General features: G+C 41.5%; 17 protein-coding genes and 1 pseudogene. 17 read left to right on the top strand and 1 reads right to left on the bottom strand.

What is annotated here, in order from left to right; all coding sequences use genetic code 11:
* Window positions 1–169: 169 nt before the first annotated feature.
* Together J2T20_RS18180 and J2T20_RS18175 are read left to right on the top strand one after the other, a co-directional pair.
* Window positions 170–1,219 carry an NAD(P)-dependent alcohol dehydrogenase gene (locus tag J2T20_RS18180; RefSeq protein ID WP_307590772.1) on the top strand — a complete coding sequence of 350 codons (1,050 nt, stop codon included), beginning with the start codon at window positions 170–172 and terminating at the stop codon, window positions 1,217–1,219.
* Between the two features lie 296 nt (window positions 1,220–1,515).
* Entirely contained in the window at window positions 1,516–1,614 is a 99-nt protein-coding gene (locus tag J2T20_RS18175) for a YjcZ family sporulation protein (RefSeq protein WP_307590788.1), read from the top strand.
* A gap of 55 nt (window positions 1,615–1,669) precedes the next feature.
* On the opposite strand, the gene J2T20_RS18170 is transcribed toward J2T20_RS18175, so the two are convergent.
* Entirely contained in the window at window positions 1,670–1,978 is a 309-nt protein-coding gene (locus J2T20_RS18170; RefSeq protein WP_307590771.1) for a hypothetical protein, read from the bottom strand.
* A gap of 1,946 nt (window positions 1,979–3,924) precedes the next feature.
* On the opposite strand from J2T20_RS18170, the gene J2T20_RS18165 reads away from it, so the two are divergent.
* The 15 genes and pseudogenes from J2T20_RS18165 (at window position 3,925) to J2T20_RS18105 (ending at window position 15,259) form a co-directional block, all read left to right on the top strand.
* The gene (locus J2T20_RS18165) at window positions 3,925–5,826 is read left to right on the top strand and encodes a carbohydrate-binding protein (protein WP_307590770.1); all 1,902 of its coding nucleotides are present in this window, start codon (window positions 3,925–3,927) and stop codon (window positions 5,824–5,826) included.
* A 6-nt stretch (window positions 5,827–5,832) separates the two neighbouring features.
* Window positions 5,833–6,303, top strand: a pseudogene (locus tag J2T20_RS18160) (endo-1,4-beta-xylanase); the annotation flags it as partial.
* Complete coding sequence (locus J2T20_RS25830; RefSeq protein WP_373457830.1) at window positions 6,283–6,627, top strand: hypothetical protein; 345 nt, start codon at window positions 6,283–6,285, stop codon at window positions 6,625–6,627. The pseudogene J2T20_RS18160 and the gene J2T20_RS25830, both read left to right, overlap by 21 nt.
* The gene (locus J2T20_RS25825) at window positions 6,581–6,715 is read left to right on the top strand and encodes a hypothetical protein (protein ID WP_373457829.1); all 135 of its coding nucleotides are present in this window, start codon (window positions 6,581–6,583) and stop codon (window positions 6,713–6,715) included. Before J2T20_RS25830 ends, J2T20_RS25825 begins: the two co-directional genes overlap by 47 nt.
* Before the next feature lie 720 nt (window positions 6,716–7,435).
* Window positions 7,436–7,798, top strand: a complete 363-nt coding sequence (locus tag J2T20_RS18155; protein WP_307590769.1) for an ArsR/SmtB family transcription factor — start codon at window positions 7,436–7,438, stop codon at window positions 7,796–7,798.
* A gap of 70 nt (window positions 7,799–7,868) precedes the next feature.
* A complete protein-coding gene (locus tag J2T20_RS18150; protein WP_373457828.1) occupies window positions 7,869–8,885 on the top strand; it encodes a permease in 1,017 nt (338 codons plus the stop codon).
* A gap of 35 nt (window positions 8,886–8,920) precedes the next feature.
* Complete coding sequence (locus J2T20_RS18145) at window positions 8,921–9,148, top strand: thioredoxin family protein (protein ID WP_307590767.1); 228 nt, start codon at window positions 8,921–8,923, stop codon at window positions 9,146–9,148.
* Window positions 9,149–9,309: 161 nt separating this feature from the next.
* Window positions 9,310–10,035, top strand: coding sequence for a winged helix-turn-helix domain-containing protein (locus J2T20_RS18140; protein ID WP_307590766.1), 726 nt, complete (start codon window positions 9,310–9,312; stop codon window positions 10,033–10,035).
* Between the two features lie 146 nt (window positions 10,036–10,181).
* The gene (locus J2T20_RS18135) at window positions 10,182–11,171 is read left to right on the top strand and encodes a PstS family phosphate ABC transporter substrate-binding protein (protein WP_307590764.1); all 990 of its coding nucleotides are present in this window, start codon (window positions 10,182–10,184) and stop codon (window positions 11,169–11,171) included.
* 97 nt (window positions 11,172–11,268) lie between these two features.
* Window positions 11,269–12,183, top strand: coding sequence for a phosphate ABC transporter permease subunit PstC (gene pstC / locus J2T20_RS18130; RefSeq protein WP_307590762.1), 915 nt, complete (start codon window positions 11,269–11,271; stop codon window positions 12,181–12,183).
* Window positions 12,184–12,185: 2 nt separating this feature from the next.
* Complete coding sequence (gene pstA, locus J2T20_RS18125; RefSeq protein WP_307590760.1) at window positions 12,186–13,088, top strand: phosphate ABC transporter permease PstA; 903 nt, start codon at window positions 12,186–12,188, stop codon at window positions 13,086–13,088.
* Window positions 13,089–13,106: 18 nt separating this feature from the next.
* Window positions 13,107–13,859: a phosphate ABC transporter ATP-binding protein PstB gene (pstB, locus tag J2T20_RS18120; protein ID WP_307590758.1), complete on the top strand. Its 753-nt coding sequence runs from the start codon at window positions 13,107–13,109 to the stop codon at window positions 13,857–13,859.
* 25 nt (window positions 13,860–13,884) lie between these two features.
* Window positions 13,885–14,316, top strand: a complete 432-nt coding sequence (locus J2T20_RS18115; protein ID WP_307590756.1) for an arsenate reductase ArsC — start codon at window positions 13,885–13,887, stop codon at window positions 14,314–14,316.
* Between the two features lie 209 nt (window positions 14,317–14,525).
* Window positions 14,526–14,849: an ArsR/SmtB family transcription factor gene (locus J2T20_RS18110; protein ID WP_373457827.1), complete on the top strand. Its 324-nt coding sequence runs from the start codon at window positions 14,526–14,528 to the stop codon at window positions 14,847–14,849.
* 65 nt (window positions 14,850–14,914) lie between these two features.
* Window positions 14,915–15,259, top strand: a complete 345-nt coding sequence (locus J2T20_RS18105; protein ID WP_307590753.1) for an ArsR/SmtB family transcription factor — start codon at window positions 14,915–14,917, stop codon at window positions 15,257–15,259.
* Window positions 15,260–15,288 lie beyond the last annotated feature (29 nt).

The raw sequence follows: 15,288 nt of genomic DNA, 5'->3' as shown, positions 1-15,288 counted from the left end.
TGCAGGAATTTATGCGCAAGCAATTGCAGAGCGCGGATTTCTATCTGTCGCATTTGATGAATCTTATACCGGAGAAAGTAGGGGTCTTAGCTCTATTACTGAGAAATTATATAGTTGCTGTCAAAGCACATAACCATTCACACAAATTAGAATTGCGGAGGTACTACAAATGATTAAAGTAAATGCACGTGCTTCATTTAGTTCAGAAGGTCCATTCAAACTGACCACGATTGAGCGGAGAGAGATCCAAACGCATGATCTCCTTATTGAGATTAAATACGCCGGGATTTGTCACTCTGACATTCACACAGCTCGCGGTGAATGGGGGCCGGTAAAATACCCTCTGGTTCCAGGACACGAAATCGCCGGCATTGTCGCTAAGGTTGGTTCGGGGGTCACAAAGTATGTCGTTGGTGACCGTGTAGGGGTAGGCTGTATGGTCGACTCCTGCGGAGAGTGTGCTAACTGCCATAAGGGAGAAGAGCAGTATTGCCTCAATGGAATGACAGGTACTTATGGTGCTATGGACAGATATGGACAATATACGCAGGGTGGTTATTCCACACACATCGTCGTAACCGAGGATTTTGTTGTTCGAATTCCGGATGGTATTGAATTAGACGCGGCAGCTCCGCTGCTCTGTGCCGGTATCACGACGTACTCACCGCTGCGCCACTGGGGAGCAGCACCTGGCAAAAAGATCGCTGTTGTTGGACTAGGCGGACTTGGACACTTAGGTGTTAAGATCGCACATGCCATGGGAGCAGAGGTTACGGTATTATCACAATCATTGAAGAAGAAAGAAGACGGTTTGAAGCTTGGCGCGGACCATTATTATGCCACAAGTGATCCGGAGACGTTTAAGCAATTGGCTGGTTCCTTCGACCTCATTGTGAATACAGTGAGTGCTAAGATTGATATTAGTGCCTACCTTTCGTTGCTGGCGCTGGACGGTACACTAGTGAATGTTGGTGCTCCTGCTGAGCCATTATCAGTAAACGTATTCTCACTTATCGGTCACCGTCGGACGTTTGCCGGATCGATGATTGGCGGAATTCGCGAAACGCAGGAAATGCTTGATTTCTGTGCCGAACACGGCATTGCCCCTGAAATTGAGGTTATCAACGCTAATGTGATTGATGAAGCCTGGGAGCGCGTACTGGCATCAGATGTCCGGTATCGCTTTGTGATTGACATCAGCACGATGGGGAATGAATAACGATTCATCATGGCATAGATAATTAGAGCACGCCTAGGCGCGCGAGTTTTAACAGGGCTATATAACAAATGCTCGATCTATTTTTGTAATTAATAATACAATATTTGGTCGAAATATTTACACAATAAATCCCCCGTGATTCGGGGGATTTTGTTGTGTTAGGAAGGGGAATTTGTACATACCTATGTTTTCTGGTGGAACCAAGATTTCAAGCTTTAGGACAATAGTCCATACAGAGATAGGGGGAAGTGCATATCATGGATCTGTATGATGTTGATGCAAAGGGGGTAAAGCAAATGAGCGAATGTGGAAACAATGGGGGTGGTATTTTCACTTCAACTACTACAATTCTGGTACTTTATATTCTGTTAGTGATTATTCTGAAAACATTTTAGTTGAAGAAGTTGAAAAAAAAGAGAGTCTACACGGTTGTAGGCTCTCTTTCGCTTGCTAAGTGTATAGGAGCGTTATAACCAGTAACTCATACAGAACAAGGGTAAGAATCGCTTCATCGGTAGGACTTCCAAAGAAAGCGCGTTGTCCTCCATAATTCCGTGTGGCCAAATGAATTAGACCCCGGTCGCAGCCTATAATTCTTCCGGTGACGACTTGACCATCTAATGTTTCTACTCGAACCCACTGATTTGCATGTTGTCTACAGATTTCATGTAAATGATGTCTGACGGTTCTCAAACTTTGGACATAATTATTGTCCGCATGATACAGGACTCGTTGCTGTGGCCCCATTTGTAAACCCATAATTCGCACTACCTTCCTGTATAAAGTAATACATAGTATGCCTAAGGTACCAACCCGTTACATAATAATGGGTTCAAATGATCATATTAACACTAATTCAGGAGAACGGGGGACTATGCATTGATTTTTCTAGGCATTTTCATTCTAGCTATTTACATTTAATATTACTTACTATGATCGACGCGTTGATATTACCACTACGGCTTTTAACCTGATTTGAAAGATTCATGCTTATGTTGGGCAGCTTGTAGACAGAGGATTAATTTCGGCAACACATAATGGGAAGGATTCGTACCCTTACCATTAACAGAGTCTTCAAATTCTGCTATACATGCATATATATCAGGAATTCGGCAGGAATGGGGGAACTATTACAATGAGTTCATTAATTTCGGTCTTGCTTGTCGATGATGAGCCGCTAGCACTCGATAATGTATACCACTGGGTTCCATGGAGGTCTACGGGAACTTCAATCCATTACTGAAGAGGTTCTTTGATTCTCTGGAGGACAACTATCTGAAAGATCATTCACTGGAGCAGGTTGCTTCACATATGTATATCCCAAACTATACCACCAAGAAGCAATAGCAAAAATGATACATGGATCGTAGGTGCTATCTTTTCAGAGTTGAAACCGTGTGTCCAAATCCACAAGATTACGAGGCAGTGTTAAAACTAGCGACAATCAACAGTTGTAGAGAACAGGGCAGCTTACAACTTGAAATAAGCGCTTCAGAGAAGCTGTCCATATGAAAAATTAAGATCAATTTTATTTTAAAGACGTTGTGGATTTGTAACCAATACGTATCACCCATGCTTTAAAAGAAAAAACTGATGATTGTAAACGATTGGGAATTACTACTCCTGTGAATATGTGGGGCTTGACTTGATGAAGAAGTGATTCGTAGGGGAAATATAATGTAGGCAGATTTGTGTCATTTGGTAGAAGCTCACATGTAAAAGGACCAGAACATATCTTTTGCCGCTAGAAGCAGTGGGTGGTTCAAACGAGACTTTTTGATGTTTAGCAATTCATAATCAATTGCAAATTGTGTTATTGATTTTGAAGTTCACCTTTTGATCGGGCGTCGTTATAATACATTGAACATGAAATTATTATCCTAGAATTTAGTTGTTATTCGATAACTGATCATATGACCCCCACGTAGTTCCCTTCATTTTATCCCTCACAAGGTGCTGAACAAGATATTGCGCATCCTGCTCGAAATTGTCATCGTGCAGGCACCTTTTTTCTGGATCATAAATAGTATTATAAGACCGTCTTGAGGACTGTTGCTCGAGTGCGTCCCAAGCCATACGTCCCAGCAGTATAAGCCTTGGTTGCCGATTAATTCGACATTCTCGGTGTCGATTATGATGCACATTCGGTTGCTGTAGTTATGGCCGCGCAATGTATGCTACATATCAACCGCCAACTGTTTATCGGCCTATTTCTTTTGTTCCACGTACTAGAGCATTAGCTAGTCAAATCTTTTCGTCGGCCGCTTTTTTAGCGGCAAGCTTGGCGGAATGGAGGATTCCGACGGCTTCTGTTCGATGTTCTTCCAATCAAGGGTGGACCGCACAAATAGCGTGATCAAGTCAAAAGATGCTTTTTGAAACACGGAAGATATTACAGTACATGATTCCGTATACTAAGGAGATTATCGATTAGCCATTGACTTACGCACCATATAGAAGCAGAGGAGAGCAGCCAGGCGCTTTTACGTCGGCTTCTTTTTTTGGCAGGAAAATGCAAAAAAAATTAAACTTTTTAAACAAGAAACTACATTGTTTCAGCGTGACAACTATAATAAGATGATCTCGAATAACATTTATTAGAAGAATTATGTATATTATCCATGTCGAAAGGAGAGCGGAGTACCTGCTGAGTTTTTTATCATATCTTCGGAGACGATTACAATTAATATTATGGAGGTATATTGATGTTAAAAAAGCTCTCGGTTTTTGTATTAACGTTTGCCTTATTGCTGGGCTGTCTGCCCATGATGTCTGTGTATGCTGCGAATAGTGCAACTGCAAAACTTCCGGGGAATTCCAATCCGCTGATGGACCATAAACTGGGAGCCGATCCTTTTGCATTAACCTATAACGGAAGAGTCTATGTGTATATGTCTAGCGATGCGTATGTTTATAACAGCGACGGGTCAATTAAAGATAATGACTTCAGCGCGCTGAATAAAATCAATGTCATCTCGTCAGCAGATATGGTGAACTGGACAGACCATGGTGCCATTCCGGTCGCAGGAGCCAATAATTCCAATAATGGAGCCGGTATTGCCAAATGGGCCTCCCTCTCATGGGCACCTTCAGTGGCAACGAAAAAGATCAATGGCGTAGATAAGTTCTTCCTGTATTTTGCAAATGGAGCCTCAGGAATTGGCGTGTTAACCGCTAACTCTCCGCTTGGACCATGGATAGATCCGCTCGGCAAAGCGCTTGTTACTACCAGCACAGCCGGAATGTCCGGAGTGACATGGCTGTTTGACCCCGCAGTATTGGTGGACGATGACGGTACCGGATATCTGTATTGTGGGGGAGGCATACCCAATACCTCGGATGCAGCATCCATTGCCAATCCCAAAACAGCACGAGTGTTAAAATTAGGTACAGATATGACCAGCATTGTTGGAAGCGCAACCACAATCGATGCGCCTTACATGTTTGAAGATTCAGGAATTCACAAGTACAACGGCAAATACTATTACTCTTATTGCATCAATTTCTCCGGCACGCATCCGTCAGCCTACCCGGCAGGTGAAATCGGATATATGGTGAGCAGCAGTCCTACGGGCCCTTTTACGTATACTGGACATTTTCTGAAAAATCCATATACCTTCTTTGGAGTCGGCGGGAATAATCACCATGCGGTATTCAACTTTAATAACCAATGGTATGTCGTGTACCATGCCCAGACTGTCAGCAAGGCGCAACTGGGAGATGGAAAAGGTTACCGGTCCCCGCATATTAATAAGCTCGTGCATAATTCCGATGGAACTATCCAAGAGGTTCAGGGAGACATGGCGGGCATCGCCCAGATTGCCAATCTTAATCCATACATCAGGGTCGAAGCTGAAACCATCGGCTGGAATGCAGGCATTGCAACCGAGGCTACTCAGGCTGCCGGCGGACCGACAAGCAATATGGATGTAACCAGTATTAACAATGGAGACTGGGTTGCTGTAGGCAATGCGGACTTCGGTTCCAGCGGAGCCAAGACGTTCAAAGCGAATGTGGCTTCCACCGTAGGCGGCAAAATAGAAATCCGGCTGGACAGTACAACGGGTAAGCTCGTTGGAACGCTTAATGTCCCTTCTACTGGGGGAACACAAACATGGCATGAAGTAGAAACCACGGTCAGCAACACCACGGGAGTTCACAAGCTGTTCCTAGTGTTCACCGGATCAGGCACCAGCAACCTGTTTAATTTCGATTACTGGCAGTTTACAGCCAATACGGCTTCCACCGGAACAAGGGTTGAAGCTGAGAATATGACCCTTAGCGGTACCTACGCCGGAATTATCAGTACTCCTTTCAATGGGGTCGCTTTATACGCCAATAATGATTATTCTGCATACAATCAATATTTTGCCAACCCGACCCATAGTATTTCAGTCCGGGGGGCTTCGAATAACACCAGCACCGCCAGAGTAGATTTGCAAATCGGAGGCACGACAGTCGGTTCCTTTTACTTCACCGGAACTACGCCGACAGTCCAAACCTTGTCTAATCTCACCCATGCCACCGGAAGTCAGGAGGTAAAACTAATCGTAACCACCGATAACGGGGCCTGGGATGCTTATGTGGATTATATAGAATACAATTAACGGTTGGGGCTTGTGATCTTACGAAAAATCAGGAGGGTTACTGCGTGGATTACTGCTGCAGGACAATGATATTCCAAGTCCGCATTCGTTGATGTAGTGAATGAACCGTTGCATGCCAAGCCGTCCTACTGCAATGCGATTGGCGGTGACGAAGACCAGAGGACTGATTGACGGCATCGGAATTCATTGCCATCAGTTCAATATGGACACTGTAACTACAGCTACAATGAATACCGTGTTGAATAAGATGTCCCCAACTCTGGTTTTCCTATTTACGTGTCCGAACTGGATATAACTGGCGACGATAGTACACAGCTAGCCATATATAAGGAGAAATTCCCTGTTCTGTGGGAGAATTCAGCTGTTAAAGGCGTGACACTCTGGGGCTACATTCAAGGTCAGACATGGATATCCAACACTCATTTGCTGAATACCGACAGAACGGAACGTCCGCCGCTGCAGTGGCTGAAACAATATTTTAGCGGCTTCACCGGTGGAGGAACAACATCCAGTGCCTACGCAGATTTTGAATCGGGTACGGATGGGTGGACAGGTTCCAATATTGTTGGTGGCCCTTGGTCAACCACAGCCTGGAGTTCCAAGAACACTTACTCCCTGCAAGTGGATATTGCGATGACTGCCAACTCCCAGCATACCGTTTCAAAAATCGTCAACGCGAATTTCTCAGGACATACTAAATTGAAGGCAACAGTACATAGATCCGAGTTGGGGGGGATATGGTACGGGATTAGGCGTGAAATTATACTTCAAACATGGAAGCGCCTATACGTTTACGGATAGCGGTTGGGCGACCATAGGCAAGAGTGGAACCATCGACCTGACGTTAGACTTGACAGCAGTCAATGCCGCCGATATCAGAGAGTATTGAATCCAATTTGTCGATGCCAGTAATTCCTCCGGTCAAGCTTCTGTGTACGTGGATAATGTGTATTTGTCTAACTGATTTGTAATTTCCGATAGGGGGTAGGCCAACGAACAGCCTCAGAACCGCTGAATAACGGGCGGTAAGAGGTTGTTTTTTGATTTTATCAGTCTTGTAGAGCAGGAGACTGATCTATCCAGTTCCATTCATTATTTAGAATGAATATACTGACAGCTTGCTCAAACGAATTTCCAAATCACGAAACCCTAGTATTAGCTGGGCTAATTCCATGCAGCGTTCATAGGGCGGATTTAACAGAAGCTCACGAGCAAGCCCGATGAAGTTATCCGGTTTCCCCAGTGCTTTTTCGACTGCAGCCATCATGGACTTATGACAGGGAAACAATATACGATTGTGGGCCAGAATGATTCGGCTGCCGAATAAGACGAGATTACTGACGGCATGCGACAGCAGATAAGGGTCATATTTTTTTATATGTTCTTGTCCTTCGACAGCTCATGATCGGACCACGAACGACAACATTCATCAGGATGTTCAAAGTCTGGAAGGCACCATTTATGAGCATAAAGCGGCCAGAGGTATTATCATGAGGGATTCGGAGATCCTGCGAATAGGACAAGTAGACTGTGAAATTTCGCATAACATAACTACAAAATTAGTTATATAATTCAACCATAGATAATCAAATGTATGGAGGCTACTTTAATGAATGATATGAAAACAGATTGGCAGCCAAGAACCGATGATGAGATGAAGAAGGTAATCGGACAATCGTTAGTTGTACTCCCCGAACTGAACGATGAAGACCTGGTAAGAAACAAAGCGCTTTTATTTAAAGCGTTGGGAGACGAAACCCGTTTGAAGATTATAGGTATTCTTAAAATTCAAGAATCCTGTTTGTGTGAGTTAGTCTCGGGTTTGGGGATTCCTTCTTCTACATTGACTCATCATTTACAGATCTTGGAGCGTGGAGGCATTATCCAATCCAGAAAAGAAAAAAAGTTCACGATATTTTCTCTATCTACAGGTTCAAACATAGACATGTATCTTGAACAAACAGGAAAGTAACAGGTTTATATTATTTTATTGGATACTTTAACTTTTGATTAATACAAAGAGAATCCAAGGAGATGAGCTTTTGAATATACTCGCATGGATATTGGAATGGCTAAACAATCAATTGCTCAGAATGGAGTGGCTTTCGAATCTAGTCAAACTGCTTGTAGAAAAAACATTTGGTTTAAGCATCAAAGTAAGATTGGGAGGCAGCATTCATTTTTTTATATATGATGTTGTTAAGATATTCATATTGTTATCCGTACTAATTTTCCTCATCTCTTATGTGCAAAGCTTCTTTCCTCCTGAGAGAACCCGAAAGATTCTGGGGAGATTCAACGGTTTAACAGCCAATATATTAGGAGCTTTATTAGGAACGATAACACCTTTTTGTTCATGCTCTTCGATACCACTTTTTATAGGCTTTACCAGTGCAGGACTTCCGATAGGGGTTACATTTTCGTTCTTAATTTCCTCCCCACTTGTTGATCTGGCATCTGTTATTTTGCTCGCTAGCATATTCAATTGGAAAATTGCGATAGCTTATGTAATCGTTGGACTTATTCTCGCTGTAATAGGCGGCACTATCATAAGCAAAGCAAAGCTTGAAAAATATGTTGAGCCTTTTGTGTATAGTAATAAAATAATTGATACAGAGCAAGAGGCACTTACAACTTGGGATAGAGTTATTATAAGCAAGGATCAAGTACTCGATATCATAAAAAAAGTTTGGGCTTATATCCTGATTGGAGTTGGTATTGGTGCAGCAATTCATAACTGGATACCGGAAAATATAATCTCTGCAGGGTTGGGTCAAGATAAATGGCATTCCGTGATATTAGCAACTTTAGTAGGTGTGCCCATGTATGCTGATATTTTTGGAACACTTCCCATTGCTGAGGCTTTAGTATTAAAAGGGGTAGGTATCGGGACGGCACTTTCTTTCATGATGGCTGTTACAGCCTTATCTCTTCCATCCATGATTATGTTGAAAAAAGTAGTCAAAATAAAGTTGCTAGTAGTATTCGCAGGGATTGTGACCATAGGAATACTTATTATTGGATATATTTTTAATGCGTTTGGCTACTTGCTTATGTAGAGATCTCGAATATGGAAAATAGGAGAATGATACAAATGATCATTAAAATTCTAGGAACAGGCTGTCCAAAATGCAAGAAATTAGAGGCTAATGCTAGAGAAGCGGTAAAGCAATTGGGGATCGAATCCAGCTTTGAAAAGGTTGAAAACATTCAGGATATCCTGGCTTATGGTGTCATGAGTACTCCCGCACTTGTTATTGATGGACAAATAAAAGTTATGGGAAGAGTTCCCACGGTTGAAGATATTAAAAAATATTTGTGAATTTCATATCCTAATGAGATCCGCGCTAAGCGCGGTTTTTTTATGGATACAATTTCTAGAGAAAACATTATCATTAGACTTTTATTTATGTCTTGATTTGAATGATTTATATATTACAATATAACCATAAGTTTATATACTTAATTGAGAGGTGTTGAAATTTGAAAACCCAATGGGTTGATTTGTTCCCCAAACGAATTTTAATATTGCATTCAGATCGGATGATTAGTAATTTGTTGAGCTATGGATTAATCAACCAGGGTTTTATTGTTCATGAGAGTATCACAAAAATATCAGAGGTGCGTTTGCCGATTTTTGATCTGGTCATTCTAGATGCAGCTTTAAAAAAGGGGGAGGTGAAGGCGTTTAAACAAGAATGGATTACACTTGGTGCTCCGCCTGTTCTGGAGATTATTAGTACTACCCCTCCAACCTTAAAGGATGAATCCTTAAGTAAGTACATTGTGGATCAAATAAAACCCCCAATTGATTTTCCTGAATTAATAGATAAAATCACTTCAATTATCCAAAGAGATATAATTGGCCTTCAACAACTGCAAGTATCCTCACATAACAAGGCGTTTAGAATCAAAGATATTGAGATTTACCCAGAACGTTTTGAAATCAAAAAGAAAAACACTGTTTTGTCGCTTAGAAAAGTAGAACTAAATATATTCATACATCTTGTACAGCATATAGGTATGTATGTAACTGTGAATCAGATGCAGGAGATGTTTAAAGTCGACACCGAAATGGTTTATAGAACAATCCAAAATCATATCTTAAAACTTCGTGAAAAGCTGGATATCTTCCAAGGAGAGATAGAGATACAAACTACAAGAAAAAAAGGCTATCGTTTGATGGTTTATAGCGGGGAGGAGAGTTGACAATGAGATTAACACACCGTTTCCCTTAGATGTCGTTGCCTCTAAAGTTAAGTTATTATTTACACAGATTTAACAAATAGATGAAACTGTTTTAACACTATAATTATATTCTTATATTGTAATATAAAAAAGTTTAAATAGGAGCGATGAGAAGAATGAAGAGGGTCATGTCACTGATTACAATTTTGAGTTTGACTTTTGCTCTAGCAGCATGCGGTAACGGGAATAACGCTGCCAATAATGCAAAAGTAACCAATGGTGCTCAAGAGAATGCAGGCAATACTACAGAGACAGCTGCTTTAACGGGCACGATTGAAATTGATGGTTCCAGTACGGTATATCCTATCACAGAAGCAGTCGCTGAAGAATTCGGTAAAGAGAATAAGGATGTTCGTGTCACCGTAGGTGTATCTGGAACAGGCGGAGGATTTAAACGTTTTGCAGCTGGAGAAACGGCTATCTCCAATGCATCCCGTCCCATTAAAGATGCAGAAGCCGAGTTGGCCAAGACAAACGGTGTTGAATATATTGAACTAGAAGTGGCCTATGACGGATTGTCCGTCCTGGTTAACCCGGAGAATGACTGGGTGGATCACTTAACAACAGCAGAACTTCACGAGATTTTTAAACCAGGTAGTACAGTGATGAAATGGAGCGATGTTCGGAGTGAATGGCCTGCAGAGGACATTAAAATTTTCTCTCCAGGTGCAGATTCCGGTACATTTGATTACTTTACTGAAACAATCAATGATGAGGCGCAAGCTAGCCGTAATGATGCAATGGTGACCTTTAGTGAAGATGATAACACACTCGTTCAAGGTGTAGAAGGCGAAAAATATGCTTTAGGCTATTTTGGATTTGCGTATTATGAAGAGAATAAAGACAAGCTGAAACTCGTTCCAATCGATGGAGGTACAGGTCCAATTTCTCCTTCGGCAGAGACTATTAATGATGGAACGTATGCCCCATTGTCCCGCCCTTTGTACATTTACGTGAACAAGGCTTTTATGGACAAACCCGAAGTCAAAGCATTTGTTGATTATTTTCTGAGTAATGCTGCCGAGTTATCTGAAGAAGTAGGTTATATCCGTTTGCCACAGGAAAAGTACGACGAAGGCGCGGCTAAACTGCAATAATCAGTAATATGAATGTGAGGATAATGTGGTGTTTCTACATTTAAAAATGTAGAGGTGCCACATTTTCCATCTTCATTTTTAGACAAGGAGATCATGTATGAAGCAACCTCTCTCTAACCATCCATTTAATAACCGAAAGCTGCGTATTGCAGAGTATACTATGCCCGTGCTTCTTTTTCTATGTGCCTTTATTTCGGTATTAACCACCATAGGGATCGTATATACTTTATTTTCGGAATCTATCTCTTTTTTTAAGGAAATATCTATGTCTGAATTTTTTACCGGCACGAAATGGGCTCCCCTAATTGCCCCGACAAGCTTTGGCGTGTTACCTCTACTAATGGGGACATTCTTGGTCACCATTATTGCTATGTTAATTGCGCTTCCCATTGGTTTAGCCTCGGCGATCTACTTAAGTGAATATGCTTCAGCTAGAGTGAAAAAAGTGGTGAAGCCTGTACTGGAGGTATTGGCAGGAGTTCCTACAATTGTTTATGGATATTTCGCCTTAAGCTTTATCTCTCCAATACTACAAACTCTAATTCCGGGTGCAGGGTTGTTTAGTGCACTAAGTGCAGGTATAGCAGTAGGCGTAATGATTATTCCAATGATCTCCTCACTTAGCGAAGATGCAATGAGAGCTGTTCCTAAAAGCTTAAGATATGGTGCTTATGCTTTAGGTGCGACTCGACTGGAAGTGGCACTGCAAGTTGTCTTGCCTGCGGCTCTTTCCGGCGTCATCTCTTCCTTCGTGCTGGCCTTCTCACGTGCAATCGGAGAGACAATGATTGTTACCATTGCTGCTGGGGCAACACCGCAAATGACAGGGAATCCTCTCAATAGTATTCAGACGATGACCTCCTATATTGTACAGGTGAGTCTGGGCGACACCCCGCATGGTTCTTTGGCATATGGTTCCATTTTCGCGGTCGGACTTACCTTATTTGTCATTACCTTCTTTTTGAATATACTGGCATCGGCAATTGCCAAACGCTTTAGGGAGGCATATTAATCATGCAAGAACAATTATTTTCCCCAAAAGACCCTCAAGTTCTGAAAGCTGAAAAGCTCCAGATTGCTTCAAGAAGAAAAAAAGATTCCTCCTTAAAGCTGTTGTTCATTGCTGCCACATCGATAGGTATCTTAGCCTTAATATTGTTATTGGCTACCATACTGGTGGATGGATTGAGCTCATTGACACCAGATTTGTTTAAAAACTATCCATCCCGTCGGGCCGCTTCATCGGGGCTGAAGTCTGCATTGGTCGGAACTATTTATATGGTTCTAATTATGGTGCCCATTTCTTTCCTGATTGGAGTAGGGGCCGCAATTTTTATGCAAGAGTATGCCAAAAAAGGCTGGATCACGAAAATAATACAACTCAATATAAGCACATTGGCCGGAGTACCTTCTATTGTCTATGGTATTTTGGGGCTAACTATATTTGTAAGAGGGCTGCAGTTGGATCGAAGTCTGCTCTCGGGGGCTTTGACGATGTCACTACTAGTACTTCCTGTAATTATTGTTTCTGCTCAGGAAGCGATCAAAGCGGTTCCCAATACAAGAAGAGATGCCTCACTTGCTTTGGGAGCGACCAAATGGCAAACGGTGCAGCGTGCAGTACTCCCTTCGGCTTTACCGGGTATACTAACCGGAGTAATACTCGCAGTTTCCAGAGCTATTGGAGAAACAGCTCCATTGGTAATGATAGGAGCATTGACCTATGTCGCTTTCTTGCCCGACAATGTGTTGGATCAGTTCACTGTGATGCCAATTCAAATATATAACTGGATTTCAAAACCTCAGACGGAATTTCATGATCTGGCTGCAGCAGGAATCATTGTGTTACTGGTGATGCTGCTTGTCCTCAACATGATTGCTGTCATTCTGCGAAATAGATTTCAGAAGAACTTGTAAATAAGGAGCTCAATGTGAATGAATGTAATACAAATTGATAAACTGAGTGTATATTATGGTGATCAGCAGGCGCTCAATAATATAAATTTGGGCATCCCCGAGAAATCAATTACGGCTTTGATAGGTCCTTCGGGATGCGGAAAATCAACGTTACTGCGATCGATAAATAGGATGAATGACCAGGTGCCGCTCATGAAAGTCAAGGGAGATATCGTTATTTCAGGAGTATCGATCTATGGCAAAGAGGTTCGTACGGAGATGCTTCGCAAACGAGTAGGCATGGTATTTCAACTACCAAACCCTTTTCCATCAAGTATTTATGATAATATTGCCTACGGTCCAAGACTGCATGGCACAAGAAAGAAGAAGGAGATCGATGAGATAGTCGAGACAAGTCTACGTGCGGCTGCCGTGTGGGATGAGGTTAAGGATAATCTGAAGCAAAATTCCCTAAGTTTATCCGGTGGACAGCAACAACGTTTATGCATTGCCCGGGCATTGGCCGTGAACCCTGATATCCTGCTTATGGATGAATCCACGGCAGCATTAGACCCGCTTTCTACACAGAAGATTGAAGAACTGATCAAGGACTTAAAAAAAGAATATACCATCGTTATGGTAACCCATAACTTGGCGCAGGCTGCCCGGGTTTCTGATCAGACAACGTTTTTGTTGGACGGTGAAGTTATTGAGTTCGCTCCTACGGTTGATCTGTTTTCGACTCCGGTGGATCAAAGAACTGGAAATTATGTTATGGGACGATTTGGTTAAGAACGATATCTGAAAGGAATGGTTGATGATGCAAAAAAGACCTGTACGTTTATATTTTCTTTGTATTCAGAATCGTTGTCGAAGTCAAATTGCCGCTGCCTATGCTAAGCATTATGGAGGGGGAAATGTTATAGCTGAAAGTGCGGGGCTAGAAACAGGCGCTATCCATCCATATACAATAGAAGTGATGAAAGAAGTGGGAATTGATATTTCCGGTGAAATTTCAAAGTCCATTGATATGAAGATTTTTATGCAATCGAATGTAATTGTAAAGTTATGTGAACAACTGAATGAAAAATGTCCTGTCGTTCCATTTGCCATCAAAAATGTTCAATGGGATGTAGCTGATCCTTTAACCGCTGAAGACCAATTAGAAGAAGTGAGAGCTACACGCGATCAAATTCGGCTGAAAATATTTGAATTGTTCAGAGAGCTTAATATACCTGTTAACAATTAGTAGATCGACTCAATTAGGGAATATTTCCTAACATATTTATAGTGAGAATTGTGAAATATATTATGAGACAGTATGGTTAATAATAACGTTCCCTTTTAGTTACAGCGCGGAAATATTTAAGCCTTTCTTGATTTAAAACAAAATGAACATATAATATATTAGTGTATAGTTATATTTCATTTGTTTGTACCATTGAGAGGAATGTGCTTATGTTCAACATGGAAATGGCCGAAAAGCTTAAATTATTGGGTGACAAAACCAGACTTACAATACTCGGACTGCTCAAGGATAAAGAATGGTGCGTATGTGATTTAGTGGAGATCTTAAATATGTCGCAACCCGGAGTGAGCCAACACTTAAGAAAGTTAAAAGCACAAGGTATAGTCAATGAAACTAGACGCGGGCAGTGGGTATATTATTCTTTAAATGTGGTGGATAAACCCTATATACAAACTATTCTTAATGAATTGCCTGATACTCAAACCCTACTATCCTTGTTGAAACAAAATTATACTAACGCTTCTTGTCCTTAAAGAATTCTGCACTTGAACATATAAGTGAATAGTTATATAATGATTTGGTGAGAGGGGGATGTAACATGAGCTTTGCTTTGAATGATTTAGACGAAGTATCACAGACGTTAAAACTTCTAGGGGATAAGACAAGGCTAACGATGATGAAGTTGCTTGAGAAGCAAGAATGCTGTGTATGCGAACTTGTTGAAATTTTTAAAACGAGTCAGCCGTCAGTTAGCCAGCATTTGCGGAAACTAAAGGACGCCGGTCTAGTTAAGGAAAATCGTAAAGGTCAATGGATTTTTTATTCGGTTAATCCTAACTGTACTCAGAATGAATTAATTCAAAAGTTGATTGCCTTCGTTCCTTCCCAAGATCATGAATTGGAAGAACTCGATAAAAAAGGCTTAAGGATTTCATGTGACTAACATTCTGTTAAAGAACTAGGGAGATTATT

Source organism: Paenibacillus wynnii, from assembly GCF_030812855.1.
In the GTDB taxonomy this organism is placed as follows: domain Bacteria; phylum Bacillota; class Bacilli; order Paenibacillales; family Paenibacillaceae; genus Paenibacillus_AQ; species Paenibacillus_AQ wynnii_A.
The sequence above is the reverse complement of the archived record's forward strand: the minus strand, read 5'-3'. Positions and strand labels throughout refer to the sequence as shown.

Bases quoted from the DNA above. Each gene is read 5' to 3' on its own strand.
- J2T20_RS18180 (WP_307590772.1), top strand. From the start codon at position 170: ATGATTAAAGTAAATGCACGTGCTTCATTTAGTTCAGAAGGTCCATTC.
- J2T20_RS18175 (WP_307590788.1), top strand. From the start codon at position 1,516: ATGAGCGAATGTGGAAACAATGGGGGTGGTATTTTCACTTCAACTACT.
- J2T20_RS18170 (WP_307590771.1), bottom strand. From the start codon at position 1,978: ATGGGTTTACAAATGGGGCCACAGCAACGAGTCCTGTATCATGCGGAC.
- J2T20_RS18165 (WP_307590770.1), top strand. From the start codon at position 3,925: ATGTTAAAAAAGCTCTCGGTTTTTGTATTAACGTTTGCCTTATTGCTG.
- J2T20_RS18155 (WP_307590769.1), top strand. From the start codon at position 7,436: ATGAATGATATGAAAACAGATTGGCAGCCAAGAACCGATGATGAGATG.
- J2T20_RS18145 (WP_307590767.1), top strand. From the start codon at position 8,921: ATGATCATTAAAATTCTAGGAACAGGCTGTCCAAAATGCAAGAAATTA.
- J2T20_RS18135 (WP_307590764.1), top strand. From the start codon at position 10,182: ATGAGAAGAATGAAGAGGGTCATGTCACTGATTACAATTTTGAGTTTG.
- pstC (WP_307590762.1), top strand. From the start codon at position 11,269: ATGAAGCAACCTCTCTCTAACCATCCATTTAATAACCGAAAGCTGCGT.
- pstA (WP_307590760.1), top strand. From the start codon at position 12,186: ATGCAAGAACAATTATTTTCCCCAAAAGACCCTCAAGTTCTGAAAGCT.
- pstB (WP_307590758.1), top strand. From the start codon at position 13,107: ATGAATGTAATACAAATTGATAAACTGAGTGTATATTATGGTGATCAG.
- J2T20_RS18115 (WP_307590756.1), top strand. From the start codon at position 13,885: ATGATGCAAAAAAGACCTGTACGTTTATATTTTCTTTGTATTCAGAAT.
- J2T20_RS18110 (WP_373457827.1), top strand. From the start codon at position 14,526: ATGTTCAACATGGAAATGGCCGAAAAGCTTAAATTATTGGGTGACAAA.
- J2T20_RS18105 (WP_307590753.1), top strand. From the start codon at position 14,915: ATGAGCTTTGCTTTGAATGATTTAGACGAAGTATCACAGACGTTAAAA.